Consider the following 25,660-nt stretch of genomic DNA (forward strand, 5'->3'; position numbering starts at 1 on the left):
ATGCAGAGGTTGCATCAAATCGAGTCGGCGCGCTTGTCCGCGCCGCGCCGACCGTCGCGCGTCGGTCCGCTGGCGATGATTCTGCCGCTGTGCGCATTGCTGGGCGCGTGCGGCATTGCGCCAGGCATGCGCATGCAGCAACCTCCGTCGATTCCGCTGCAGAGCGGGGCCACGCCGGACGAGAATGTCGCGCTGCCGGTTCCGGTCACGAACATCGACCTGTCGCTGATTCGGCGGATGCGCGAGACGGAGCGCGGTACGCGCGGCGAAGCCCGCGACATCGTCGCGTCGCCGGACGCCTACACCATCGGCCGCGGCGACGTGCTGCAGATCACGGTCTGGGACCACCCCGAACTGGCGGCGGCGCTCGGCGCGCCCGCACAGGCCGCGCCGCGGGTGGCGGACGCGCCGCCGGGTTTCGTCGTCGACCAGGACGGCACGCTGCAGTTTCCTTATGCGGGCCGGCTGCCGGTTGCGGGGCTGACGGCCGAGCAGGTGCAGACGCAGCTCACGCGCCGTCTCGACAAGACGTTCAGGAATCCGCAGGTCACGGTGCGCATCGCGTCGTTTCGCGCAAAACAGGTTTATCTCGAGGGCGAGGTGCACACGCCGGGCTCGCAGCCGCTGAACGACATCCCGATGACGCTGTACGACGCGATCGGGCGGGCGGGCGGCTTTTCGGCGGCGGCCGACCAGAGCCGGATCGTCCTCGTGCGCGACGGCGTCGAGCGCCGGATCGACCTGACGGAGATGGCCGAGCAGGGCCGCAATCCGTCGAAGATCGTGCTGCGCAACGGCGACCTGGTGCGCGTGCTGCCGCGCGACGAGAGCGGTGTGTTCGTGATGGGCGAGGTCAACAAGCCCGTGACGGCGTTGCCGATGCGCAATGGCCGATTGACGCTGAGCGAAGCGATTTCGCAGGCCGGCAGCCTGAACGCGAACACGGCCGATGCCGCGCAACTCTACGTGGTGCGCGGCACGCAGGACGAGCAGCCGCAGGTCTACCACCTCGATGCCAGGTCGCCGGTCGCGATGGTGCTGGCCAACCAGTTCCAGCTGAAGCCGAAGGACATCGTGTACGTCGACGGCAACGGCCTCGTCCGGTTCAGCCGCGTGCTGAGCCTGTTGCTGCCGGCCATCAATGCCGGCCTGACCGCGGCAATTGCGACCAAATGATCGAATCCATTCTGATCGTCTGCGAGGGAAACATCTGCCGCAGCCCGATGGCCGAAGCGATGCTGCGCCAGGCGATGCCTGGGCGCCGCGTTGCGTCGGCCGGCCTGAACGCACTCGTCGGCATGCCGGCCGCGCCGTATGCGCAGGACGTCATGCGCCTGCGCGGATTCGACGTGTCGACGCACCGCGCGCAGCAGATCGGCCGGTCGCTGTGTACCGACGCCGACCTGATCCTCGTGATGGACAGGCGGCAACGCGCATCGCTCGAGAACCAGTTCCCGTTCGTGCGGGGACGCGTGTTTCGCGTCGGCGAGTACACGGATTTCGACGTGCACGACCCGTACCGCCAGCCGAGGTTCGTATTCGAACGCTGCGCACGGCTGATCGAGCTCGGCGTGACCGAGTGGTCGAAGCGCCTTCGTATCGTTTGACGCGGCCGTCGGTCGATACCCCACTGGAACTCATTCGCCTCATATCGTCATGACTCAACAATCCGCTCCGCCGCAGCAAACCGCCGAAGACGGCAGCGAGACCGATTTTGTCGCGGTGCTCGACATCCTGCTGGAAAGTCGCTGGCTGATCGCGACGATCACATGCGTGTTCCTGGCCGCGGGCCTCGCGTATGCGATTCTCGGCAAGCCCGTGTTCGAAGCGAACATCATGGTCCAGGTCGAGGACAGTCCCGACACGTCGGCCGCCAAGTCGTTGCTGGGCGACGTGTCCTCGTTGTTCGACGTCAAGTCGTCGGCCGCTGCCGAACAGCAGATTCTCGCGTCGAGACTGGTCGTCGAGCGCGCGGTGGACAAGCTCAACCTCTTCATCGACGCATCGCCGAAGCGCTTTCCGCTGATCGGCGACTGGATCGCCCGCCACGGCGACGGCCTGTCCGATCCCGGCGTGGCCGGGCTCGGCGGCTACGCATGGGGCCGCGAACGGATCGACGTGACGCTGTTCGACGTGCCGCGCAAGAATGAAGGCGACACGTTCAAACTGACGAGCCTGGGCGGCAAGCGCTATCGGCTCGAAGGCGGCGATCTCGATGCCGCGGTCGACGGAACGGTCGGCACGCTCGAGCACTTCCGGTCGCCGCGCGGCCCGATCGTGCTGCGCGTCGACGCGATCGTCGCGAAGCCCGGCGCCGCGTTCGTGCTGGTCCGCAACTCGCGGTTGAAGACGATCGAGGATATCCGGGATCGCCTGAACGTCCAGGAGCGCGTGAAGCAGTCGGACGTCGTCGTTGCCAGCCTGCAGGATACCGATCCGAAATGGGTCAGCGACACGATGAACGAGATCGGCCGCCAGTATGTGCGGCAGAACATCGAACGGAAATCGGCGGAGGCTGCACAGTCGCTCGAATTCCTGACCGCGCAACTGCCGCAGCTCAAGCAGCAACTGACCGATTCCGAGGCGCGCCTGACGAAATTGCGCAACGAGCACGGTACGGTCGATCTCACCGAGGAAGCGAAGCTCGCGCTGGTCCAGACCGCCGACGCGAAGACGCGCCTGCTCGAACTGCAGCAGAAGCGGCAGGAACTGATGTCCCGTTTCACCGACCGGCATCCGAGCGTGGCCGCGCTCGACGAGCAGATCGCGGCGCTGAACGGCTATCGGAACACCGCCGAGCTGCAGATCCGGCGCTTGCCGGACCTTCAGCAGGAAGCCGTGCGGTTGATGCTCGACGTCAAGGTCAACACCGATCTCTACACGGCGTTGCTGAACAACATGCAGCAACTGCAGCTCGTGCAGGCCGGCAAGGTCGGCAACGTGCGCCTCGTCGACGTGGCGGCGGTGCCGGAAGTGGCGGTGCGGCCGAAGAAGGCGCTCGTCGCGGTGGCGTCGCTGCTGCTCGGTCTGCTCGCCGGTTGCGGCGCCGCGATCGTCCGCTCGATGCTGTTCCACGGCATCTCGGATCACAACGAGATCGAGCGCCGTCTCGGCCTCGCGGTATACGCGACCGTGCCTATCAGCGAGCATCAGCGCGATCTGGCCGAGGAGGCCGCGCGCAAGAGCGGCCACAAGTCGGTCCTGTCGATCGACTTCCCGAACGAGCCGGCCGTCGAGTGTCTGAGGAGCCTGCGGACCGCGCTGCAGTTCGCGATGATCGAGGCGAAGAACAACATCGTGATGATCGCCGGCCCGGCGCCGGGCGTCGGCAAGACGTTCATCTCGGCGAACCTCGCGGTCGTGATGGCCAGCGCCGGCAAGCGCGTGCTGCTGATCGACGGCGACATCCGCAAAGGCCGGCTGCACGACTATCTCGGCTTTCCGCGCGACCGGGGCTTCACTGAACTGATCGCCGGCAGTGCGCGGGTGGAGGACGTGATGCATCGCGAGGTGGTCGACGGTCTCGATTTCATTTCGACCGGGACGATGCCGAAGAATCCGGCCGAACTGCTGCTGAACCGGAATCTCGCATCGCTGCTCGACGATCTGTCGTCGCGTTACGACATCGTCATCGTCGATTCGGCGCCGGTCCTCGCCGTGCCCGATAGCGGCATTCTCGGCGCGTTCGCCGGCACGGCGCTGCTCGTCACGCTGGCCGGCAAGACGAAGCTCGGCGAGATCGGCGAATCCGCGAAACGCTTCGCGCAGAACGGCATTCGCCTGAACGGCGTCATCTTCAACGGCGTCAATCCGCGGCTCGGGCAGTACGGATACGGTTCGAAGTACGGCGGCTACCGGTATGTCGCATACGAATACGGGACGCACGATGCATGACGCACGCGTTGCCGTCGGCGGCCCGGCACGCGATCGCGGCCGCGCGCTGCGCAGGGAGGCGCAATGATCAACCCCAGGGATTCGATCGTTTCGCTGGCCGGCGTCGTGATCGGGCAGATCGCGCTGTTCGTCTGCATCTTCGTGATCGGACGGCGGTTCGGGCCGGAGTCGCTCGGCCACTTCAACTACCTGCTCGCGCTGGCGACGTTCGCTGGCACGTTGCTCGCATTCCGCTTCGAACTCGCATGCGTGGACGACTCGCCCGGCGCGTCGTTCAACGCGTTCGTCAACGTGACGGCGCTGAGCCTGGTCGTCGTCGCCGCGTTCGCGATGGTGATCGCCATTGCCGGCCGTACCGACCTGTATCTCGTCGCGGTCTATGCGCTGGCAACGTTCGTGCAACTGGCCGCCGGGTCCTACCTGAACAGCCTGAGGCGCTACGGTTGGATCGCGCTGTCGCGCGTGGTGGTCAACGGCGTGTTCCTCGCCGGCCTCATGCTGTCGCTCGCGTGCCCCGCGTGCGGGCACGTCGACGTGTTCGCGCTGTACGCGTGGGTGACCGCGGCGGTCTCGGTCGCGATGGCCGGTGCGATCCTGCTCACCGGTTATCGCGCGGGCTATTCGTTCAGGCTTTCGCGCGGGTTCTTCGTCAGGAATCGCCGCTTCGCGCTGTATATCCTGCCGTCGACGCTGTGCGCATCGGTGCTGACCTATGCGCTGTCGATCGCGATTCCGCACTGGTTCGATGCGCAGAGCGCCGGCTACTTTGCCGCCGCCTACCGGCTCGGCTTCTTTCCGGTGTCGCTGATCGCGCAGAGCGTCGGCGGCGTGTTCCGGCGCGACGCCATCGGCGCGATGGCGCGACCGGATGCGGGCACGACGGTGCCGCGGGTGTACCGGACCTACGCACGCGCGCTCGCGGGGCTCGCGGTCGTGTACATGGCGGGTGGGCTGCTGCTGTTCGCGCCGCTCGTCGACCTGTTCTTCGGCGAAAGCTGGCGCGGCTCGGTCGGGTTCTATCACAGCCTGATGCCGCTGTTCGCGCTGCAGCTGATCTACGTGCCGCTGTCGCAGATCTTCCTGGCCGCGCGCGCGCAGCGCACCGATTTCCTGTTTCAGCTGACCTGCGGCGTGTGTCTGGCCGGCTCACTGGGCATCGCGCGACTGATGAACCTGTCGGCCCCGACGAGCGTGCAGATTTTTTCGCTGACGGGCGCGGCGCTGATGGCGGCCGGCATCGCGCTGACGTACCGGGTCCTCGGCACGAACCTGCCCCGATCCCACGCACCGGCGTGATGTCGCCGATACGAAAAGCGAGCACACCATGATCCTGATAGTCATCGATTCTCTCGAGCGCTACTACTTCGCCACCCGCCTGGTCAGCGCGATCCGGCACGAGTACGAGTTCGCATTCCTGACGAGCGAGCCCGTCGCGCATCTCGGCCTGCTGCTGGGCGGCTACCGGTCGGTGTACCTGAACCGGCTGCTGCCGATCGACGTGGCCGACAGCCAGCCGGCCGACCGCACGCCGTACCAGCTGTCGATCGAGGTGCTGAACGGGCAGATGACGGAGGCCCGCGCGAAGCGCGAGTCGGCGGCGATCTTCCATATCGCGTCGGAAGTCCTGCGCGGCCTGCGGATCGAGCAATGCGTGATGTGGAACGGGCAGCAACTCGTGTGTCGCGCGGTGCGGCAGGCATGCACGGTGTACGGCGTGGCGACCCGCTTCATCGAGATCTCGAACCTGCCGGGCAAGCTGTTCGTCGATTCGCTGGGCGTCAATGCGCTATCGACGATCAGCCGGAATCCCGATGTGATCGATCGCCTGCCGCTGCCCGACGAGCAGACGCATGCGCACTGGCTGTCGACCTACGAACGCGACAAGCGGATGCCGCTGCCGCAGGCCAGAACGTCGTTCGCGCGCAAGGCCACGTCCGCGACCAACTATCTGCTGAAGGCGCTCAGCGGCGGGGTCGCCCGGCGGCGCCTGGCCAGCGTGCGTGCGCGCAACGGGATGCCGGCGCCGCGACAGGCCACGTATATGTCGGCCGACACGCTGTCGACTTGCCGCTATGTGTTTCTGCCGCTCCAGGTGTCCGGCGACACGCAGATCAAGCTGCATTCGGACGTCGGCAATCTCGACGCGATTCGCCATGCGTTCGAGTTCGCGGCGAACGAGAGCGCCGACCTGTTCGTGAAGCTTCATCCGGCCGAGACCGATGCGGCCGAGATCGACGCGATCGTGCGCCTGCAGGAGACCTATCACTTCGAAATCGTCACGTCGCCGACGACGGACCTGCTCAGGCACGCGTATGCGGTCGTCACGATCAATTCGACGGTCGGGCTGGAGGCGATGCTGTACGGCAAGCGCGTGGTGTCGCTCGGCCGCTGCTTCTACAAGGAATTCGACCGCGACCGGCTGCTGAAGTACATCCATTCGTTCCTGGTCGATGGAATCGATTACTTCGGCGCCGGGCGGATCCCCGCCGATGCGGCGCGGCGCGTGTTCGCGAGGCGGCACTGACATGGCCGTCACGTTGCGACAGACCGCCGAGGCGATCGCCGAAGACTGCCGCTGCAATGCGTTCGTCAAGACGCGCAGCGTCGTGGTCTTCTACCGGATCGTGCACTACCTCGCGTGCAGAAGCCGGCTCACGCTGCTGGCCGGCGCGCCGCTCATCGTGCTGTACATCGTGCTGTGCGACTGGCTGATGGGCATCGAGATTCCGGTGAAGACGAAGATCGGCAAGGGGCTCACGATCTATCACGGTACCGGCCTCGTGATCAACGGGTATGCGGTGATCGGCGACTACTGCACGCTGCGACACGGCGTGACCATCGGCAACACCCTGCTGAAGGACGGCACGATCAGCGGCGTTCCGACGATCGGCGACAACGTGGAATTCGGCGTTCACAGCGTCGCGCTCGGCGCGATTCGTGTCGGCGACCGTGCGCGGATCGGCGCCGGAGCGGTGGTGCTGACCGACGTGCCGGACGGCCGCGTCGCCGTCGGCGTTCCGGCGCGCATCCTCGACAACGGACAGGAACCGAAATGAAAGTGTTCATTCTGCATCCCGGCAAGGCGAACTATCCGGAGATCGCCGCCTACGGGCGTTGCCTGCGCGCGCACGGATTCGAGGTATTCGACGGCGACCTCGACGCCTACACGCGCTTTCCGGATCGGGACAGGTGCGTGCTGTGGTGCATCATGGGCTTCTATCGTGCGTTGCCGCCCGCGAAGTTCGTGATTCACGACTATCGCTCGCTGTCGGTCGGCCGGCTCGCGGCCGTCAAGGACTACATGAAGCGGATGCTCAACGTCCGGCCCGATCTGCGGATCTTCCAGAACGCGCGCATGCGCGACGCGATGGCGTTTCGCGACGACGTGCGCTCGTTGCTGTTGCCGATGGGCGTGCCTGACTGGATCTTCAATCCGGCGGGTACCGATACCGAGGTCGCCGATCGGAGCGATGCCGACGCGGATGCCGATGCCGTGCGAACACCGTCCGGAAGGTTTTGCTATATCGGCGAAATGAGCCGTGAACGCGGCTTTCACAAGGTGCTGGCCGCCTACCGCGACGCGCGGCGCGACGCGACGGACACGCTCGTGCTGGTCGGCGACCCGGAACCCGAAATTCGCGCGGCGTTCGGCGATACGCCGGGCATCCGGTTCGTCGGCCGCGTGCCGCAGCCCGACGCGCTGCGCATCGTCCGCGACAGCGAATACGCGGTGTGCTTCTTTCCGTATCACCGGCCGCATTGCTTCCAGACGCCGACGAAGCTGCTCGAATACGCGTCGCTCGGCAAGAAAATCGTCTGCAACGATGCGCCGTCGAACGTGCGCACTGCGAACGAGCTCGGCATCCCGTGCCACGTCACCGGCGCGACGATCTTCGACGAACTGTTCCCGCTGTCGCGGATCCGCGCGCGCCGTCCCGACCCGGCCACGATGAAGTCGCTCGAATGGGGGCGCGTGATCGAGCGCTCGGGCGTGCTGGCGTATATCGATGCGGCCGCGGGGCGCGGGCCGGCTATCTGAGGGCGGGACATGAATGCGATTTCACTGTTTGCGGTTCGCGGTCACGAGCGCTTGATACTGCCCGGTGCAATGGTGCTCGGCGGGGCGTTCGCGCTGCTGTTTTCGTTCGGCGCCTTCTATTTCTACCTGCTGTTTCTGGTGCTGGCGGGGGCTGAGCGAAAGCCGGACCGATTCCTGGTGCTGGTTGCGTGCATCGGCGCTGTCCTCGTGATGGGTCCGCTGATCGCGCTCAAGTTGCCGTTCCAGGACGGCGGCAACGACAAGCTTCAGTATCTCGACTTCATGTACAAGATGCAGTCGCTCGGAATCTGGCAGTACATGATCCGGCAACCGGAGATCGTGTCGTTCTCCGTTCTGCATGGTGCCGCGAGCCTGGTCGGCGTCACCGACACCGCGTTCCTGCTGATTTTCGTCGTGTTCTTCTCCTGGCTGCTCGTCGTGATCTGGCGCGAGCAATACCAGGCGATTCCGCTGTTTCTGGTGCTGTTGCTGTCTTCGTCGTCGTTTTTCGGCACGTACGGCAACCTGATGCGGCAATCGATGGCATTTCCGCTGCTGTTCATGGCCATCTTCTCGGCGAGCAGGCGCAAGGCGGGTCTGGCCATCGTGCTGGCCGGCCTGACGCATATTCCGTCGCTGATCGTGGGCGTCCCGTTTTTGCTCTATCGGTGGTTCGGTCGGATCGCAATCTGGTGTTCGCTTGCGTTGACCGCGATCACGATCGTCGTATCGAAGCTGGCGCCGGGGCTGTTCGCTGTGTCCGGCAACGACGATTCCTATCTGTCGAACAAGATCAACCTCTACTCGACGTGGGATACCTACAGCATTGCCGGGGTGGCGGCCGTGGCGTTCGCGATCTTCCTGCTCAGCAACGGACTGTGGCGTCGTCGGGAAAAGTGGTGGCGGGGCAGTGCGGAAAGTGCGCATCACGGCCTGCGGCACTGTCTGGTCATGATGAACTTCGCCGCGCTGGCGCTGGTGGCGACCAGCGATCTGACGAAGGTGTTCGAGCGCATCTACATCTATTTCTTCGTGGTCGCGCTGATGTATCTGTCGCTATGCATGGTGCATGTGCGCCGGGGCCCGTTCAAGGCGCTGATCCTGCTCGTCGCCGTGGCATACGGCGTGTACGGATTCGCGAAGAACCTGTCGATCCAGCCGTTGCTCTATGCGGGCGACCCGATCGCGTTCCTGACCGCCAGCCTGTTCGGGATGTACAGCCATTTCATGTAACGGATGCCAATGAAAATCGCTCATTTAGTCGAATCCAGCGCCACCGGCACATTGTCGATGGTGTGCCTGATAGCGAATCGCCTTGCTCGCGAAGGTCACGACGTGCATGTCATCTACTCGGTGCGACCGGATACGCCGCCCGGGCTGGCCGCGATGTTCGACGCGCGGGTTTCGTTGCGCCACGTCCAGATGAAGGGCGAGGGTCTGCTGCGGACCGTGGGCCGGCTGCGCACGACGCTCAACGAGATCGGCCCCGACGTCGTGCACCTGCATTCGTCGTTCGCCGGCTTTCTCGGACGGCTGTCGACGCTGTTTGCGTTGCCGAAGGCGGCGTTCTTTTACAGCCCGCACTGCATTTCATTCATGCGCCGCGATATCTCGGCAGTGAAGCGCCTGGCGTTCGTCGGACTGGAGTGGATCGCGTGCGTCCGGAAGTGCCTTTACGTCGCGTGCTCGGAAAGCGAAGGCCAGGCAATCCGTGTATGGCTTCGTCAGCCGGTGGTGGTGGTCGAGAATGCCGTGGGCGACACCCCGTCGTCCGCGCGTTCGGGCGACGCCGGGCGGCCGGCGGACGGCCCCCCGTGCGTGGTGACCGTCGGCGGTGTTCGCGCGCAAAAAAATCCCGGGTTGTTCGCGCAGATCGCGCACGGCATGCGCGCGAGCGGCACGCGCTTCGTCTGGATCGGCGACGGCGACGATGCATGGAAGGCACGGCTGGCCGACGCCGGCGTCGAGGTAACCGGATGGTTGCCGCACGACGAGGTGGCGCGCCGGCTCGGCGGCGCGGACGTGTACCTGTCGACGTCGTCGTGGGAAGGCATGCCGGTATCGGTCATCGAGGCGATGCTGGCCGGACGGCCCGTCGTCGTGTCCGACTGCGCCGGCAACGTGGATGTCGTGCGCCATCTGCAGACGGGCGTGGTCTACGCGACGGCGGCCGACGCGCTCGCGTGGCTGCAGCGCCTCGCCGGCGACGCCGCGCTGCGCCGGGAGCTGGGCCGGCAGGCGAGCAGCGAGGCGCGACAGCGTTTCGGCGAGGAGCGCTTGTTCGGAGAGCTCGCGCCGCTCTATGCTGCATGGGCGACTCGCTGACAACAACCATCGGCTGCGATCGATCGACGCGATCGCGCGGCGTCCGCTGCGTCGCAACACGAACAAGGCCGATCCAATTTCGTGGAGGAATGTATGAATGTATCGATCACGCCTGACGTCACGGTCGGCAACAGCCTGCCGTTCGTCCTGTTCGGCGGCCTCAACGTGCTCGAGAGCGCCGAGTTCACGCTCGACGTCTGCAGCACGTTCGTCGAGGTCACGCGCCGTCTCGGCATACCGCTGGTGTTCAAGGCTTCCTTCGACAAGGCCAATCGCTCGTCGATCCACTCGTATCGCGGCGTGGGATTCGACGAAGGGCTCAGGATCTTCGACGAGGTCAAGCGCCGCTTCGGCGTGCCGGTCATCACGGACGTGCATGAAGTGTGGCAGGCCGAGCCGGTCTCGCAGGTCGTCGACGTGCTGCAGGTGCCGGCGTTTCTCGCGCGCCAGACGGATCTCGTCGTCGCGATCGCGCAGACCGGCAACCCGGTCAACATCAAGAAGCCGCAATTCATGAGCCCGACGCAGATCGAGCACGTCGTATCGAAGTGCCGCGAGGCCGGCAACGAGCGCGTGATCCTGTGCGAGCGCGGCTCGTCCTTCGGGTACGACAATCTCGTCGTCGACATGCTCGGCTTTCGCCAGATGCGCGATGCGACGGGCGACTGCCCGGTGATCTTCGATGTCACGCACAGCCTGCAGATGCGCGATCCGCACGGCGCCGCATCGGGCGGCCGGCGGCGGCAGGTGCTCGATCTCGCGCGCGCCGGGATGGCGGTCGGGCTGGCCGGGCTGTTCCTCGAAGCGCATCCGGACCCCGACCACGCGCGCTGCGACGGCCCGAGCGCGCTGCCGCTCGCGCTGCTCGACCCGTTCCTGCAGCAGGTGAAGGCGGTCGACGATCTGGTCAAGCGGCTTGCGCCGCTCGAGATCCGGTGAGCGGCGCGATGTATTGCGGGGCCGTGCGCCTGGTGCTGTTCGACGTCGACGGCGTGCTGACCGACGGCTTGCTGCACGTGACGGCCGACGGCGAGTTCATGAAGAGCTTTCACGCGCACGACGGCGTCGCGGTCGCGCTGCTGCGCGCGCACGGCATCCGCAGCGGCATCCTGTCGGGCAAGCACAGCGGCGCGCTGACGTGGCGGGCGGCGCAGCTCGGCGTCGACGTGCTGGTGACCGGCTGCGACGACAAGGCCGCCGGTTATGCGGATATCAAGGCGCGGCAGCGGATCGACGACCGCGAGATCGCGTATGTCGGCGACGACGTGAACGATCTGGCGGTCATCGAACGCGTCGGCGTGTCGTATGCGCCGGCCGATGCGCATCAGCTCGTCCGCGCGCGCGTCGACCATGTCGCGCGCACGGCCGGCGGCCGCGGCGTCGCGCGCGAGGTGGCCGAACATCTGCTGACCGGTGCCGGGCTGTCGCTCGACGACACCTATCGGCCGTTGCTCGAACAATGGAGCGGTCATGACGTCGTGCAATAACGGGCGGCCGGTGCGCGTCGTGATTCCGGCCCGGTACGGTTCGACGCGATTGCCGGGCAAGCCGCTCGTCGATCTGGACGGCGAGCCGATGATCGTCCGCGTGCACGCGCGCGTGCGCCGCGCGCTGCCCGATACCGACATTGTCGTCGCGATCGACGACGCGCGCATCGCGGAGGTGCTCGACGCGCGCGGCATCCGTTTCGCGATGACCGATGCCGGTCACGCGTCCGGCACCGATCGCGCGGCGGAAGTCGCGCGCGTGTCCGGCTGGCGCGACACCGATGCGGTGCTCAACGTGCAGGGCGATGAACCGCTCGTGCCGACGGCGCTGCTCAAGGCATTCGCCGGCTTCTGCGGCGCGGCGCCGGACCTCGGGGTCGCGACGGTGGCCTGCCCGGTCGGCGATGCCGCGCTGCTCGACGAGCCGGCCATCGTCAAGCTCGTCGTCGACTGCCGCGGCCGTGCGCTGTACTTCTCGCGCGCGGCGATTCCGTTCTGCCGCGACGGCCGGCCGGACAGCGCGAACGGTTCGAGCCGCAGCGTGTTCCTGCGGCATATCGGCCTCTACGGCTACGCGAACGCGGCATTGCAGGCGCTTGCGAGCGCGATGCCGTGCGAACTCGAGCAGCTGGAACAGCTCGAGCAGTTGCGCGCGCTGTGGCTCGGCACGCCGATCGACGTGATGCGCTGGCACGATGCGCCGCCTGCCGGCATCGATACACCCGACGACGTCGCCCGTGTCGTCTCCCTTCTCAAACGGCAAACCCATGATGCAACAGAACCATATTGAGTCCGCCCGGCAGGTCTTCGAGATCGAGTCGCGAGCATTGGCCGGCGTTGCCGCGCGGCTCGACGCGAAATTCGACGATGCGGTCGGGATCATCCTCGAGTCGCGCGGCCGTGTCGTCGTGTGCGGGATGGGCAAGTCCGGCATTGTCGGCAGGAAGATCGCCGCGACGCTGTCGAGCACCGGCACGCCCAGCTTTTTCATGCATCCGGGCGAGGCCTATCACGGCGATCTGGGCATGGTCACGCCGGACGACACGTTTCTCGCGATTTCGAATTCCGGAGAAACGGACGAGGTGATCAAACTGATTCCGTTCCTGCGCAGCAACGGCAACGACCTGATCGCGCTGACCGGCAATCCTGCGTCGACGCTCGCGAGCGCCGCGCGAGCCCATCTCGACATCGGCGTCGAGCGCGAGGCATGCCCGCTGCAACTCGCGCCGACCGCGTCGACGACGGCGACGCTCGCGATGGGCGATGCGCTGGCGGTGACGCTGATGCGGGCGCGCGGCTTCCAGCCGGAACACTTCGCCCGTTTCCATCCGGGCGGCTCGCTCGGCCGCCGGCTGCTGTCCACGGTCGACGACGAAATGGCGTGCCGGGATTTGCCGTTCGTGACGGAAGACATGTCGACACTCGACGTGCTGGACGCGATGACGCGCGGGCGGCTCGGGCTCGCGATCGTGAAGCGCAACGCCGGCTGGGGCATCGTGACCGACGGCGATATCCGCCGCGCGATCGAGCGGCATGGCGACGGCGTGTTGCGGCGCACGGCGGCCGACATGATGTCGATCGAGCCGTCCACGGTGCGGCCCGGCACGCGGGTCGAGGATGCGTTGCTGCTGATGCAGCAGCAGCGGATCGGCGCGTTGCTGGTGGTCGACGGCGGCGACGTCGTCGGTGTGTTCAAGAAATAGGCGCTGCCGTCATGACCCTGCCCACGCTTGCCGTTCTGACGAAACGGGCTGCCGCAATCACGCTTGCCATGGCCGCGATGTGCTGCAGTTCGTGCGCGCAGTATCCCGCCAGACCGCGCCCGCAGCCGACCCCGCCGGGCATCGTGATTGCGCACAGTCCGGCCTCGAGTCGGGTCTATCTCGGTTCGCCGGCGCTCGCGATCCTGGCGGACGGAACGTACGTGGTCGCGCATGACACGTTCGGTGCGGGGTCCGCGCAAAACACCGAGACGTTGTATGCGTCACGTGATCGCGGTCGTTCCTGGCGGAAGCTGGGCGAACTGAACGGGCAATACTGGTCCTCGCTGTTCGTCGAGGGCCGGGCGCTGTACATCATCGGGACGAGCGGGTTCTCGGGCGTGCCGGTGATTCGACGTTCGCTGGATGGCGGGACGACGTGGAGCGTACCGCGCGACGGCGACAGCGGCGTGCTTGCGAACGCCGGCCGGTATTTCACCGCGCCCGTGCCGGTGGTCGTCGCGAACGGCCGCATCTGGCGGACGATGGAAGCGGTGGAGCAGACCGGCATCTCGCCGTTCATGATGTCGGCGCCGGTCGGCAGCGATCTGCTGAAGGCCGGCAACTGGACGTTCAGCAATCGCCTTGCGCCGAATCCGGGATGGCTCGGCGGAAAATTCGGCGGCTGGCTCGAGGGTAACGCGGTGGCGAGGCCGGACGGGAGCGTGGTGAATGTATTGCGCGTCTACTACAACGCGCTGCCCGAGCGCGCGGCGATCGTGACGGTCAACGCCAGTGGCACCGTGGCCCGCTTCGATGTGGCCGCCGGATTCGTCGATATGCCCGGTGCCGGCAAGAAATTCACGATTCGTTTCGATCCGCGCACGAAACTCTACTGGTCGCTGAGCAACGCCGTCACCCCGCTCTATCGGGGCAACAACTACGAACGCGCGCGCAATGTCCTGGGGCTGATTTCGTCGCCGGATCTCGTGCACTGGACCATGCGTCGCACGGTGCTGTCCCATGCGGACTGGAGCAGGCACGGCTTCCAGTATGTCGACTGGCAATTCGACGGGAACGATATCGTCGCAGTCGTGCGCACGTCCTTCGATGATCCGGAGGGCGGCGCGCACTCCCAGCACGATGCCAATTTCGTTACCTTCCATCGTATCGTCGATTTCCGAGACGGTCCGATGGCCGACTAGCGCGTGACGATCCCGGTTGCACGGCGGATGCTTGCCGGGATCGGGGTTGATCGCGGGCTGGGCGGGTGTCGCAGGCGGTTCGAACTTACCCCGCGATGCCGGGCAGGCTGATGATTTCGTGCAAGCTGACCAGGTGGAAGCGTCCGCACAGGAACGGCGAATACAGTTCGATCGCTGCCTGAATCGGCGCGTGACGGCCATAGGCGACGGCCGACACGGCAAGCAGCGAACCGGCGGCGAGCGCGCGATACCGGGCATCGACGCGCGGCACGCCATGTCGCAGCACGAACGCTAGCGCGACCGCCGAGCCGACGATCCAGCCGGCGACGACTTCCGACGGCGTATGCGCGTCGTCGAATACGCGTGCGACGCCGATCAGCGCACCGAGCGCGAGCCCGAGCGACAGCGACGTGCGCGCCCGCACGTTCGCGCAGCCGTGCAGCGCAAGCACGCATGTCATCGGCCATACCGCCGACGCGAGCATCGTGTGCCCGCTGATCACGCGGAAATCGATCGCGCGGATCTGTACGCCGCAGCCCGCGTACAGCATCTTGGTGACGCCGACCAGCGCCATGCCGGCCCCGAGCATCAGCGCCCATGACGCCGCGTGACGCTGCCCGGTTGTCGACCGCGTCAGCCAGCCGATGCATACGACGGCAAGCGGCAACGTCATCGCCGCGTCGCCGAGATCGGAGACGGCTGCCCACATGAACGAGTCCACGCGTATCGACCGTCAGGCGACCAGCAACGCCGACATGCGCGTCTCCAGATAGCTTTCGAAGTCCGCAGCCACTTCCGGGTGCCGTAGCGCGAACTCGACCGTCGCCTTCAGATACCCGAGCTTGCTGCCGCAATCGAAACGCGTGCCGTCGTAGCGGTGGGCGAGCACCTGCTCGTCCGTCAGCAGCGACTGGATCGCGTCCGTCAGCTGCAGTTCGCCGCCGGCGCCGGGCCGAAGCGCGCGCAGATGATCGAACACCTTCGGCTTCAGCACGTAACGGCCCACGACGCCGAAATTCGACGGCGCCTTTGCCGGCTCCGGTTTCTCGACGATCCCGGACAGCTTGAACAGGTTGTCCTCCCAGCGTTTGCCGTCGATCACGCCGTACGACCTCGATTCGTCCGGCGCGATTTCCTCCACGCCGATCACCGACGCATGATAGTGATCGAATACATCGATCATCTGGCGCAGCACCGGCGTCGGGCCGTCCAGCAGATCGTCGGCGAGGATTACCGCGAACGGCTGGTTGCCGACGAGTTTTTCCGCGCACAGCACGGCATGGCCGAGCCCGAGCGCTTCGGCCTGGCGAACGTAAAAGCAATCGACGTGGCTCGGTTTGATGCTGCGAACGAGGGAAAGCAGCTTGTCCTTGCCGCGCGCTTCGAGCTCGGCTTCGATCTCGTAGGATTTGTCGAAGTGGTCTTCGATCGCACGCTTGCTGCGGCCGGTCACGAAAATCATTTCGGTGATGCCGGCGTCGATGGCTTCTTCGACCGCATATTGAATGAGCGGCTTGTCCACGACAGGCAGCATCTCTTTCGGGCTGGCCTTGGTTGCAGGCAAAAATCGCGTGCCGAGACCTGCGACCGGAAATACGGCTTTCGTCACTTTCAACATGATTTCGGATTCCATCCGTTCAGGATTAGGGCCAACGATACGATCGCGGGCAATGCAGGAATGCAATCGTCGTTCGCCGGTGCTGTGCCGCTCGCGCGAATGGTTCGCGCGTCGTCCGAAAATCGTATGGGTATTCCGGTTTCGGGTGGTGACCGAATCTAGGCTGAATCCGACAGCGATGAATCGCGAATTGCAATTGCCGATTTATCGCGTGTCGGATGCCATCTAGGAATTGTCGGCATGACGTCGATCGAATGACTTAGATTCAGGCATCTACTACTGGACGGTCCGGTAACGGCGCCGCGTTCGCGGCACACGGAATCGCCGTCGGCTCAGGAGCGGTCATGACCGGACAAGGCGATATCTTCGATGCAATCGCGGAATTCAACCGCGCGTATCTCGTGCTTGCGCAGCGCATGCTGCGTATCGACCGCGAAGAGGGCAAGCGGCAATTGGGTATCTCGGATGAAATTGCCGCGTCCATCGTCTCGTTGACGCTGGCGCAGATCGATGAACTCGCGGCCGGTGGCGAACTGGTCTGTGAATTTCGTGCCGAAAACGCACCGGGGCGCGCGTGATCCGTTTTCCGGTTTTTGGAATGAGAGTTCCGGTCGTACCTTTTCACGACATTGCATCGTGAAAATCCGGCGGTCGTATTGTCGCGCCCGTCCGGTCTTTTATAACGCCGTAAAAATATGGAGGAATCGCATGGCCGGTTATCGCGAATTGAAGGCGCAAGCCGACGAGTTGATGAAGCGCGTCGAGGAAGCGAGACTCGCCGAACTCGAGGCCGTCATACACGAGGTTCGCACCCGGGTCGCCGAATATGGCCTGACAGCCGGACAGATATTCGGTCGCGCGGGCGGTGCCGGAAGACCGGCCGTGCGAAAGACCGCGGCAGCGCCGAAGTATCGCGATCCGAAGACCGGCGCGACGTGGAACGGGCGAGGTCGCGTGCCCGGCTGGATCAAGGGCGGGCGTCGCGAACGGTTCCTGATCGAGCGCAACGCCGCTTGAGCGCGTAGCGGCAAACCGGGCCGCGACGATCGGAGGGCGAGTCGTGAATCGCGGGAACGCACCGATCGTCTGGATACGTCCACGTCGATTCGGCACTGCGCGAACCGGGCTGTGACACGGCACTCGCGGTGCTCGCGCCCGGTGCATGACGTCACGCCGATTGTGTATCCGTTGATCGTACGTTACGAGCCGACGGCGCGCGACATCGACGACGAAAGCGCCGCGTAAACGCTGGCGGGGCGCGTTCGCCGCCCCCGGAAAATACCAACGGCTTCGTCGGACCGCACGAAGCCGTTTGTGCTGAAGCCGGTCGCCGCCGAATGCGGGCAAGCCGGCTTCGACATTGCCGTCACGCGCTGACGGCCTCCCGCTCGGCATCGCGCTTGACCTGCTCGATATCGCGAAACTGCGCGGCCGGATGTTCGTCCGGTAGCCGCGCCGTGCCGCCGAACAGTTTCTCGCGCAGCGTGCCCGGCGCATATTGCGTCGGATACACGCCGCGCCGCTGCAGCTCCGGAACGAGGTAGCGCACGATGTCTTCGAAGGTTTCATGCGCGACCGCATACGCGAGATTGAAGCCGTCCACATCGGTTGCGGCAACCCATTCCTGCAGGATGTCCGCCACGGTCGCTGCCGACCCGACGAACACCGGGCCCAGGCCGCCGATGCCGCCCCAGGCCGCCAGTGCCTCGATCGTCCACGCGGTGTCGCCGCCCGCCAGGTGCTCGACCGCCGAAACGATCGCATTCGTTTCGACGCGCCTGACGGGATCGGCCGGCGCATACTGGCCGAAGTCGATGCCGGTCCAGCCGGACATGAACACCAGCGAGCCGTCGTACGACACGTAGCGGCGGTACTCGTCGAACTTGGCCTGCGCCTTCTCGTCGGTTTCGTCGACGATCACCGTGACGAGGTTGTAGATCAGCACCTTGCGCGGATCGCGTCCCGCGGCGGCGGCCTGCGCGCGCACGTCGGCCACGTAGCGCGCGAGCTGCTCGCGGGTCGGCGCGGCGACGAACACGCATTCGGCGTGCTGCGCGGCGAACGCCTTGCCGGGGCCGGACGCGCCGGCCTGGAACAGCACCGGCGTGCGCTGCGGCGACGGTTCGCACAGGTGATAGCCGGGCACGTCGAAGAAACGGCCCTTGTGGCCGATCTCGTGCACCTTCTCGGGATGCGTGAACACGCGGCCGTCGCGATCGCGCACCACGGCGCCGTCTTCCCAGCTGCCCTCGAACAGCTTGTACAGCACCTCGACGTATTCGGCCGCGACCGCATAACGATCGTCGTGCGTGCGCAAGCCGTGATCGCCGACGTTCTTCGCGCCGCTCTCCAGGTAGGACGTGACGATGTTCCACGCGAGCCGGCCCTTGGTGTGGTGGTCGGCGGTCGACAGCCGGCGCGCGAACGTGTACGGGTGCTCGAACGTCGTCGACGCGGTGATGCCGATGCCGAGATGCTCGGTCGCCATCGCGATCGGCGCGGCGAGCTGCAGCGGGTCGTTGACCGGGATCTGCGCGGCCTGGTGCAGCGCGTGGTAGTTGCTGCCCTTGTAGACGTCGTAATAGCCGATCACGTCCGCGATGAAGATCGCGTCGAAGATCCCGCGTTCGAGGATGCGGGCGAGGTCGGTCCAGTAGTCGAGGTCCTTGTACTGCCACGAACGGTCGCGCGGATGCGCCCACAGCCCCGGCGACTGATGGCCGACGCAGTTCATCTCGAACGCGTTGAAGCGGATGGTCTTGCTCATTGAACGGCTCCCGTTTCCGTGCTCGGGCTCGTGCCGTCGCCGACGCGCCAGACGAACGGCGGCGTGCGGCCGTTGATGACCCAGTCGCCGACGATCCTGGCCTTGTAGACAAGCGGATTGTGCGACGACACCGTGCGCGCATTGCGCCAGTGGCGGTCGAGCGCGGTCGTGCTGCGCGTGGCGGACGCGCCGAGTGCGTCGAACAGGCGCGTCGCGGCACGCAATACGAGTTCGGACACGACGAGCTGGCTCTGCGCGGATTCGATTTCGGCCGCGACGTTCGCGTCGTGCTCGGCCTGTTGGTCGCCGCCGAAGCGCGCCTCGTAGGCGAGCTGAAGCGGCTGCGCGGCGCGCAGCGCGAGCGCGTCGGCCGCGTACGCCCACGATGCGATCTCGCCGATCACCTGCTGCAGCTGTGCGTCGTCGCCCGCGCGCGGCGCGTTGCCGTGGCTGTACACGCGGGTGCGAGCGCGCACGAGTTCGCCCGCGTCGCGCACGATCGCGTGGCCGATGCCGGCCAGCGTCGCGACGTGGAAGAGTTGGTAGAACGCGGTCTGGTACTTGAAGCGGCGTGCGAAGTCGATCACGTCGTGCGCGTCGACCGCCGCATTCTCGAAGCGCGTCGTGCCGCTGCCGGTAGTCGTCTGGCCGAAGCCGTCCCAGTCGTCGTCGCGGATCACGCCGGGCTGCGCGGTCGCGACGGCGACGATCACGTCGCTGCCGTCATGTGCGCGCTGCGCGAACACGTCGATCCAGTCGGCGAACAGGCTGCCCGTGCTGTAGAACTTCCGCCCGTTCAGCACCAGCCGGCCGTTCTGCTCCGACACCTTCGTGATGGTCTGGCCGAGCGGCACGTCGCCGGCCTCCGACCACGCGTTGCCGACGAGCTGGCCGCTTGCGAAGCGGTCGAACCATGTCGTGCGTTGCGGCCCGGGCGGCGCGTTCAGCCAGTCCTCGACGAACGCGAAGTGTCCGCGCAACGCCTGCGGCAGATTGGAATCGGCGGCGGCGAGCTCGATCAGCAGCCGGAACAACTGCGGCAGCGATGCGCCGGCGCCGCCGTCGCGTACCGGCAGCCGTACCGCGCCGAAGCCGGCCGCCTTCAGCCAGCCGATCGCTTCGTGCGGCAGTTCGCGGCGACGTTCGCGTTCGGCGGTGCCGGTTGCGATGCGGTCGAATATCGGCCGGAACCGGCTCGCGAGTGCGTCGTAGTCGGTGCCGGTGGAAAGGTCGGTGTCTGCGTGCGACGAAGTCATGCGGATTTCCTCGAAGGGCGGGGCCGTTTGCGCCGGGAGGCCAGTATAGGAAGCGCGGGGCGGGCGTTCCAATAACGGATTCGCAGATCGTTATCGTCGATCAGCATTACGCGGAACGGCCTGGAACACCCCGGCGCTCGGGCATCGATTGCGACGCAGAAGCACGATGTCGCGTGCGAGACTCTCCATGTCGTTTGTGATCCGAAGGAATATCGTTCCGAGAATCGCTCGGTTTGCCGACCTGCAACGTGCTGCTAGATTGAGTGCTATCGCCATTCGACAGGAGAGCCCGATGTCAGATACGAGCGCCACGATTCAGGAGCGGTCGGCCGATCAGAAACCGCAAGTGGCCCGCGTGATCGCCGACGATGCGCAGGCGATCGCAGCCGCGCATGCGCTGGCGCAGCGGCTTGCGGAAGGCGCTGCCGAGCGGGACCGGGAGCGCCGGTTGCCGCGCGACGAGATCGAATGGTTCTCGCAGTCGGGGCTATGGGCGATCACGGTGCCGAAGGCATACGGCGGTGCGGGCGTATCGCATGTGACGCTCGTCGAGGTGATCAGGATTATTGCGGCGGCCGATGCGTCGCTCGGACAGTTGCCGCAGAATCATTTCGGGCTGGTCGACGTGATCGCGCTGGCCGGCACCGACGCGCAGAAACGTCATTTCTTCGCGGAAGTGCTGAGCGGCAAGCGGTTCGGCAACGGTTTCTCGGAGAAGGGCACGAAGCACGTGCTCGATCTGAAGACGCGCGTGCGCCGCGATGGCGACGGCTATGTCGTCGACGGCACGAAGTTCTACTCGACGGGCGCGCTGTTCGCGCATTACGTGCCGGTGCTCGGTCTCGACGACGCGCAGCACGCGTGGCTTGCCTACGTGCCGCAGCCGAGCCCGAGGCTGACCGTGATCGACGACTGGTCGGGGTTCGGGCAGCGCACGACCGCGAGCGGCACGGTGGTGCTCGACGGCGTGCGCGTTCCCGCGTCGCATGTGCTGCCCGCGCAGCGCGTGTCGGACGAGCCGACGCTCAATGGCCCGCTGTCGCAGATCATCCAGGCGGCGATCGATGCCGGCATCGCGAAAGCGGCCATCGACGATACGCTGGCGTTCGTACGCACCCGCACGCGGCCGTGGGTCGACAGCGGCGTCGAACGGGCGGCAGACGATCCGCTGATTCTCCGTGAGATCGGCCGTCTGCACATCCAGCTTCATGCGGCGGAAGCGCTGCTGGAACGTGCGGCGCGCACGCTCGACGAGATCGGCGCGCGCGGCACGGTGACCGACGACGATGTCGCGCGCGCGTCGGTCGCGGTCGGCGAAGCGAAGGTGCTGACGACCGAGATCGCGCTGCTCGCGGGCGAGAAACTGTTCGAACTGGCCGGCACGCAGTCGACGCTCGCCGAGCATAACCTCGACCGGCACTGGCGCAACGCGCGTACGCATACGCTGCACGATCCGGTGCGGTGGAAATATCACCTCGTCGGCAACTACTACCTGAACGGCGTGCGTCCGGCGCGCCATGCGTGGAATTGATCCGCGCACGTTCGTCGGCTTCAACGACGTGCTGTTTGCGCGCAAGATCGTGATCGTCGTCGGGCTCGGCGTCGCGGCGCGTGCGTGCCGGTCGCTGTTGCGGGAGATCCTGCCGCATGAGCGCGCCGGCGCGGTGATTCTCGCGTTCGCGGTGCGCTCGCGCAGATGCGACGCCGTCTGACGCAACTACGCGGCGGTGCACACGACGCTCACGCGTACGCGTGGATCAGCGTGTCGAGATTGCGTTGCGCAAGCGGCGTGAGCGGCGCGAATTCCGCCGATTGAAACAGCGGGACTTGCCTGCGCAGATGTTCGAGCGCCTGCTTGCGGCCGGCACGGAAGGCCGCCGACGGCGCGTCCGGATCCTGCGCCCATTCGCGTGCGATCGCGCGATCGTACTCGCGCAGCCGGTCGGGTGCGGCCGCGAGGATCGCGAGATCGGCGTCGAGAAAAATCCACCCGGCGCGCTGCAAGCCCGGATCGGACGCGAACGTAGCGGGCAGCCGGTGCGACTTCGTCGCGAGCACGAGATCGTGTGCAGCGGACACATGCGATGCGTGCGCATGCAACCACGACTCGGTGCAGCGTTCGTTCGTGACCTGCACGAGCCAGTGCGCACTGCGCGCTTCGTTGTCCGCATAGTCCGGCAACGTCGTCGCGTAGACGAAATCGTGTGCCCATACGGCGAGCTCGATGGCCGGCCACAGTGGTTCCGCGCGATACGGCGCGAGGTGCGCGAACAGTTCCGCCAGGTGCGCGAGCGTGTGGTAGAAGCGCTGCGGCTCGTTGTATGCACGCTCGACGAGCGGCCAGACAGCAGCTGTGCCGAAGCAGGCGTCGCAGGATGCGCGCAGCGTGCGGGCGAGGTCGGGGGCGAGGGCGTTCATGTCGACGATCGGTTCGGGCGAGCGATGCACGCAGCATAACAAACGCGGCGGCGCGTGCTGCGTCTATACGTTGACGGTACCGCGCCCGAGTTCGATCACGCGCCCCCCGACACCGATTTCGCCGTTCGCGCTGACCGACAGCCGCAGCCGACAAGGCCGGCCCACGGCGTCGCCCTGCTCGACCTGAAAGGCCGCAGGCAGATCGTGTCGGGCGGCAAGCAGCCAGCCACCGAGGTTCGCACAGGCCGACCCGGTGCCCGGGTCTTCCGAAATGCCGCCGCCCTGTTTCACGAAGAAATAGCGGGATACCACTTTCCCGGGGCGCCCGGCGTCGAACGCGAACACGTAGGCGGTCTTGCGGCCGAGACTGCTTTTCGGCCAGATGTCGACGCACGCGCTGTCGGGCTGCGCGCGGCGCACCGCGTCGGTGTCCTTGAGTGCGACCAGCAGTTGATCGGCGCCTGTATTGATCCAGATCGGCGGTGCGAGCAAGTCGTCTTCCGTCAGCCCCAGCATTGCCGCCGTTTGGGCATCGGACAACTCGCACGCTGCCGTCTTCGGCATGCCCACGTGCGGCGCGATGAACGTCCACGCGTCGTCGTGTGCAGTGACGTGGACCACCCCGGCCTTGAATTCGAGCGCGAGCGCGTCGCCGGCACTCAGCAGGTCACGCACGACATGCGCAGTGCCGAGCGTGGGATGGCCCGCAAAGGCCATCTCGTACCCCGGCGTGAAGATCCGTACCCGCGCGTGCGCGCGGTCAGACGGCAACACGAAGGTCGTTTCGGACAGGTTGAACTGCACGGCCAGTGCCTGCATCGTTGCGTCGTCCATGCCGCGCGCATCTTCGAATACGCAAAGCGGGTTGCCGCCGAACGTCGATTCGGCGAATACGTTCAGCAGGCGGAAGGCATACGTGGTCATTCGAATCTCGCGTGGGTGTAGCGATCGCCGGTCTTTGGGCAGGGGATTATCGGCTGTCGGTGTCGACGCCGGGAATGCATGTCGTTGCGATGCAGTACGCCATTGTGCCCGCAAGATTCGATGAAGGGTGCGGCATGCGTGCCGTTTGAATTTCATGCATGATCAGGTTTCTCCGATGTGTCGATGGCAATCCGATCCGGGAATTCAAATTCCCGTACTACCGGCGGATATTCTTGCGTTGGAGCAGGCAGTCGCGCTTGAATGCGCGCGATGTGCGGTCGCATCGCGAACACCGTTTCACCCGATTTCGCGACAACGACACCGTTCCCCGGCAACCCTGTCGGGTTGGGCGCCGCCCGGAGCTTGCAGATTCAAGCGCGCAGGAGGAAGACATGGCATCCGACAGTAGTGTCCTGGAAACGATCGTGCGCGGCGTGGAACGCTTCCGGATCCCGGCCGAAACGGATTGGCCAGCGGCGAAGCGATACCTTGCGGACAACGACGGACAGTGGAAATTCTCGGCTGTCCTGGTGGCGATCGTTGCGCGGCACGAGCCGACGATCCTGCTGACCAAGCGTTCGTCGGGGCTCAGCGAATATTCGTCGCATGTGAGTTTCCCGGGCGGACGTCCGGCGGAATCCGACCGCGATATCGGCGCGACTGCATTGCGCGAAGCGTTCGAGGAAATTCGCCTCGAGCCCGGCGCGGTCCGGGTGATCGGGTGCCTGCCGATTCATAAAACCCGAAAGCGCCATCACGCGATCTTTCCTGTGATCGGCATCGTGCCGGAAACGGCCGAATGGGAAGCGGCGCCGGCCGAAGTCGAGGAGATCTTCGAGTTTCCGTTCTCCGCGCTGCTGAATCCGGATCTGCCACGGCAATACAGCGAAGGCGAACGCACGGGCGCCTGGTACTGGGCGGATCAGGCGCAGGACATCTGGGGCGTGACCGCGTTCATCCTGAAGTCGCTGGCAGGTCTGGTTCTCGACGCTGCGTGACGAACGCGTGTGCTGCGATCGGGCTCCGACGCACTTCAATGCGAGGACACATAAACCGCATCCTCGAATGCCTCCGGAATCGCGAAACTCGCGCGCATGCGCTGCGTTTCCTTCGCCGGCGTCAGACCGAACAGACGTTTGAATTCGCGGCTGAACTGCGACGGGCTCGTATAACCCACCGCATAGCCGGCCGCCTCGGCCGTCAGTTCCTGGCGCACCATCAGCAGCCGCGCCTGATGCAGGCGCGTCGACTTCAGGTACTGCATCGGCGACACCTGCGTGATTGCCTTGAAGTGGCTGTGAAAGCTCGGCACGCTCATGCCGGCTTCGTCGGCCAGTTGCGACACGTCGAGCGGCTGCGCGTAATCGGCATGGATCACGCGCAGCGATCGGCCGATCCGGCCGAACTGCCCGCGCATCGCGAGTGCGCTGCGCATCGCGCTTCCCTGCGCGCCGGTGAGCACGCGGAAATACAGCTCGCGAAGCAGCGCCGGGCCGAGCACCGCGGCTTCGAGCGGCCGCTGCATCGCCTCGACGAAGCGCAGCACCGACGCGTGCATCGCTTCATCCATCGGGGTCGACATCATGCTCCTGGGCGCCTGCACGTGTTCCGCCACGCCTTCGCGGTCGATCTGCGCCGCGAGCTCGGCGGCCATCGTGAAATCGAGGTGCAGATACAGCGCGAGCAGCGGGCGCTCGGGCGTTGCGTCGGTTTCCATGCTGAACGGGACGGGCACGGACACGGCGAGGTAGTGGTGTTCGTCGTACAGATAGCGTTCGCCGCCGAAGTATCCGCGCTTGCAGCCCTGGCACACGATCACGATTCCCGGGTCGTACAGGACCGGCGTGCGCGACAGTGCGCGGTTCGAACGCAGGATGCGGACGCTCGGCAGCGCGGTCAGGTTGTAGCCTTCGTCGGGCGCCAGCGTGCGCAGCAGCGTGACCAGGCGCTTCCGGTTTCGCGGTGACGGCGACAGCGACGGATGGCGGGCGGAGGTGGACTCGGTGCTCATAGTTTTGTGCAAGAAA

General features: G+C 66.0%; 27 protein-coding genes. 20 read left to right on the top strand and 7 right to left on the bottom strand.

The features are described from left to right. The 14 genes from ABD05_RS31390 (at position 1) to ABD05_RS31455 (ending at position 14,650) form a co-directional block, all read left to right on the top strand. Positions 1–1,176 carry a polysaccharide biosynthesis/export family protein gene (locus ABD05_RS31390; RefSeq protein ID WP_047904072.1) on the top strand — a complete coding sequence of 392 codons (1,176 nt, stop codon included), beginning with the start codon at positions 1–3 and terminating at the stop codon, positions 1,174–1,176. Next, complete coding sequence (locus ABD05_RS31395) at positions 1,173–1,607, top strand: low molecular weight protein-tyrosine-phosphatase (RefSeq protein WP_047904073.1); 435 nt, start codon at positions 1,173–1,175, stop codon at positions 1,605–1,607. Before ABD05_RS31390 ends, ABD05_RS31395 begins: the two co-directional genes overlap by 4 nt. Positions 1,608–1,656: 49 nt before the next feature. Next, positions 1,657–3,894 carry a polysaccharide biosynthesis tyrosine autokinase gene (locus tag ABD05_RS31400; RefSeq protein WP_047904074.1) on the top strand — a complete coding sequence of 746 codons (2,238 nt, stop codon included), beginning with the start codon at positions 1,657–1,659 and terminating at the stop codon, positions 3,892–3,894. 63 nt (positions 3,895–3,957) lie between these two features. After that, on the top strand, positions 3,958–5,190 hold the full coding sequence (locus tag ABD05_RS31405; RefSeq protein ID WP_047904075.1) for a lipopolysaccharide biosynthesis protein: 1,233 nt from the start codon (positions 3,958–3,960) through the stop codon (positions 5,188–5,190). Positions 5,191–5,218: 28 nt separating this feature from the next. Further along, on the top strand, positions 5,219–6,418 hold the full coding sequence (locus tag ABD05_RS31410; RefSeq protein ID WP_047904076.1) for a capsular polysaccharide export protein, LipB/KpsS family: 1,200 nt from the start codon (positions 5,219–5,221) through the stop codon (positions 6,416–6,418). A 1-nt stretch (position 6,419) separates the two neighbouring features. Beyond that, complete coding sequence (locus tag ABD05_RS31415; RefSeq protein ID WP_047904077.1) at positions 6,420–6,950, top strand: serine O-acetyltransferase; 531 nt, start codon at positions 6,420–6,422, stop codon at positions 6,948–6,950. Next, entirely contained in the window at positions 6,947–7,933 is a 987-nt protein-coding gene (locus tag ABD05_RS31420; RefSeq protein WP_047904078.1) for a glycosyltransferase, read from the top strand. Before ABD05_RS31415 ends, ABD05_RS31420 begins: the two co-directional genes overlap by 4 nt. Before the next feature lie 9 nt (positions 7,934–7,942). Then, positions 7,943–9,166 (top strand): EpsG family protein, encoded by a 1,224-nt coding sequence (locus tag ABD05_RS31425; protein ID WP_082146305.1) that lies wholly within the window; start codon positions 7,943–7,945, stop codon positions 9,164–9,166. Positions 9,167–9,175: 9 nt separating this feature from the next. Further along, the gene (locus ABD05_RS31430) at positions 9,176–10,258 is read left to right on the top strand and encodes a glycosyltransferase family 4 protein (protein ID WP_047904080.1); all 1,083 of its coding nucleotides are present in this window, start codon (positions 9,176–9,178) and stop codon (positions 10,256–10,258) included. Between the two features lie 93 nt (positions 10,259–10,351). Beyond that, positions 10,352–11,197, top strand: a complete 846-nt coding sequence (gene kdsA, locus ABD05_RS31435; RefSeq protein WP_047904081.1) for a 3-deoxy-8-phosphooctulonate synthase — start codon at positions 10,352–10,354, stop codon at positions 11,195–11,197. After that, positions 11,194–11,745, top strand: coding sequence for a KdsC family phosphatase (locus ABD05_RS31440; RefSeq protein WP_047904082.1), 552 nt, complete (start codon positions 11,194–11,196; stop codon positions 11,743–11,745). Before kdsA ends, ABD05_RS31440 begins: the two co-directional genes overlap by 4 nt. Continuing rightward, entirely contained in the window at positions 11,729–12,535 is an 807-nt protein-coding gene (gene kdsB, locus ABD05_RS31445) for a 3-deoxy-manno-octulosonate cytidylyltransferase (RefSeq protein WP_047904083.1), read from the top strand. Before ABD05_RS31440 ends, kdsB begins: the two co-directional genes overlap by 17 nt. Continuing rightward, positions 12,513–13,448: a KpsF/GutQ family sugar-phosphate isomerase gene (locus ABD05_RS31450; RefSeq protein ID WP_047904084.1), complete on the top strand. Its 936-nt coding sequence runs from the start codon at positions 12,513–12,515 to the stop codon at positions 13,446–13,448. The genes kdsB and ABD05_RS31450 overlap by 23 nt, the downstream gene beginning before the upstream one ends. 35 nt (positions 13,449–13,483) lie before the next feature. Next, positions 13,484–14,650, top strand: coding sequence for a beta propeller repeat protein (locus ABD05_RS31455; protein ID WP_476577968.1), 1,167 nt, complete (start codon positions 13,484–13,486; stop codon positions 14,648–14,650). Positions 14,651–14,735: 85 nt separating this feature from the next. On the opposite strand, the gene ABD05_RS31460 is transcribed toward ABD05_RS31455, so the two are convergent. Both ABD05_RS31460 and galU read right to left on the bottom strand, forming a co-directional pair. Continuing rightward, on the bottom strand, positions 14,736–15,359 hold the full coding sequence (locus ABD05_RS31460) for a phosphatase PAP2 family protein (RefSeq protein ID WP_047904085.1): 624 nt from the start codon (positions 15,357–15,359) through the stop codon (positions 14,736–14,738). A gap of 24 nt (positions 15,360–15,383) precedes the next feature. Continuing rightward, positions 15,384–16,268 (bottom strand): UTP--glucose-1-phosphate uridylyltransferase GalU, encoded by an 885-nt coding sequence (galU, locus tag ABD05_RS31465; RefSeq protein ID WP_047904644.1) that lies wholly within the window; start codon positions 16,266–16,268, stop codon positions 15,384–15,386. Between galU and ABD05_RS38535 the strand changes: the two genes are divergently transcribed. From ABD05_RS38535 to ABD05_RS31475, 3 genes are all read left to right on the top strand, one after another. Next, positions 16,156–16,497, top strand: a complete 342-nt coding sequence (locus tag ABD05_RS38535; protein WP_162489613.1) for a hypothetical protein — start codon at positions 16,156–16,158, stop codon at positions 16,495–16,497. The genes galU and ABD05_RS38535 overlap by 113 nt on opposite strands. A 115-nt stretch (positions 16,498–16,612) precedes the next feature. Then, a complete protein-coding gene (locus ABD05_RS31470) occupies positions 16,613–16,846 on the top strand; it encodes a flagellar transcriptional regulator FlhD (RefSeq protein ID WP_047904086.1) in 234 nt (77 codons plus the stop codon). A gap of 130 nt (positions 16,847–16,976) precedes the next feature. Next, positions 16,977–17,285, top strand: coding sequence for an H-NS histone family protein (locus ABD05_RS31475; RefSeq protein ID WP_047904087.1), 309 nt, complete (start codon positions 16,977–16,979; stop codon positions 17,283–17,285). A gap of 349 nt (positions 17,286–17,634) precedes the next feature. On the opposite strand, the gene ABD05_RS31480 is transcribed toward ABD05_RS31475, so the two are convergent. Then, positions 17,635–19,035 carry an LLM class flavin-dependent oxidoreductase gene (locus ABD05_RS31480; RefSeq protein ID WP_047904088.1) on the bottom strand — a complete coding sequence of 467 codons (1,401 nt, stop codon included), beginning with the start codon at positions 19,033–19,035 and terminating at the stop codon, positions 17,635–17,637. After that, positions 19,032–20,291, bottom strand: a complete 1,260-nt coding sequence (locus ABD05_RS31485; protein ID WP_047904089.1) for an acyl-CoA dehydrogenase family protein — start codon at positions 20,289–20,291, stop codon at positions 19,032–19,034. The genes ABD05_RS31480 and ABD05_RS31485 overlap by 4 nt, the downstream gene beginning before the upstream one ends. Positions 20,292–20,583: 292 nt before the next feature. On the opposite strand from ABD05_RS31485, the gene ABD05_RS31490 reads away from it, so the two are divergent. Both ABD05_RS31490 and ABD05_RS31495 read left to right on the top strand, forming a co-directional pair. Beyond that, on the top strand, positions 20,584–21,822 hold the full coding sequence (locus ABD05_RS31490; protein WP_047904090.1) for an SfnB family sulfur acquisition oxidoreductase: 1,239 nt from the start codon (positions 20,584–20,586) through the stop codon (positions 21,820–21,822). Beyond that, the gene (locus tag ABD05_RS31495; protein WP_047904091.1) at positions 21,809–22,003 is read left to right on the top strand and encodes a hypothetical protein; all 195 of its coding nucleotides are present in this window, start codon (positions 21,809–21,811) and stop codon (positions 22,001–22,003) included. The genes ABD05_RS31490 and ABD05_RS31495 overlap by 14 nt, the downstream gene beginning before the upstream one ends. Positions 22,004–22,031: 28 nt before the next feature. Here ABD05_RS31495 and ABD05_RS35390 read toward each other — a convergent pair whose 3' ends face one another. Next, on the bottom strand, positions 22,032–22,709 hold the full coding sequence (locus ABD05_RS35390) for a hypothetical protein (RefSeq protein WP_148669183.1): 678 nt from the start codon (positions 22,707–22,709) through the stop codon (positions 22,032–22,034). 63 nt (positions 22,710–22,772) lie between these two features. After that, positions 22,773–23,633: a PhzF family phenazine biosynthesis protein gene (locus ABD05_RS31505; protein WP_047904092.1), complete on the bottom strand. Its 861-nt coding sequence runs from the start codon at positions 23,631–23,633 to the stop codon at positions 22,773–22,775. A gap of 158 nt (positions 23,634–23,791) precedes the next feature. Between ABD05_RS31505 and ABD05_RS31510 the strand changes: the two genes are divergently transcribed. Beyond that, positions 23,792–24,631, top strand: coding sequence for an NUDIX hydrolase (locus ABD05_RS31510; RefSeq protein ID WP_238594225.1), 840 nt, complete (start codon positions 23,792–23,794; stop codon positions 24,629–24,631). 35 nt (positions 24,632–24,666) lie between these two features. On the opposite strand, the gene ABD05_RS31515 is transcribed toward ABD05_RS31510, so the two are convergent. Continuing rightward, entirely contained in the window at positions 24,667–25,644 is a 978-nt protein-coding gene (locus ABD05_RS31515) for an AraC family transcriptional regulator (protein WP_047904094.1), read from the bottom strand. Between the last annotated feature and the right edge of the window lie 16 nt (positions 25,645–25,660).

Origin of the sequence: Burkholderia pyrrocinia (assembly GCF_001028665.1) — a bacterium.
Lineage (GTDB): Bacteria > Pseudomonadota > Gammaproteobacteria > Burkholderiales > Burkholderiaceae > Burkholderia > Burkholderia pyrrocinia.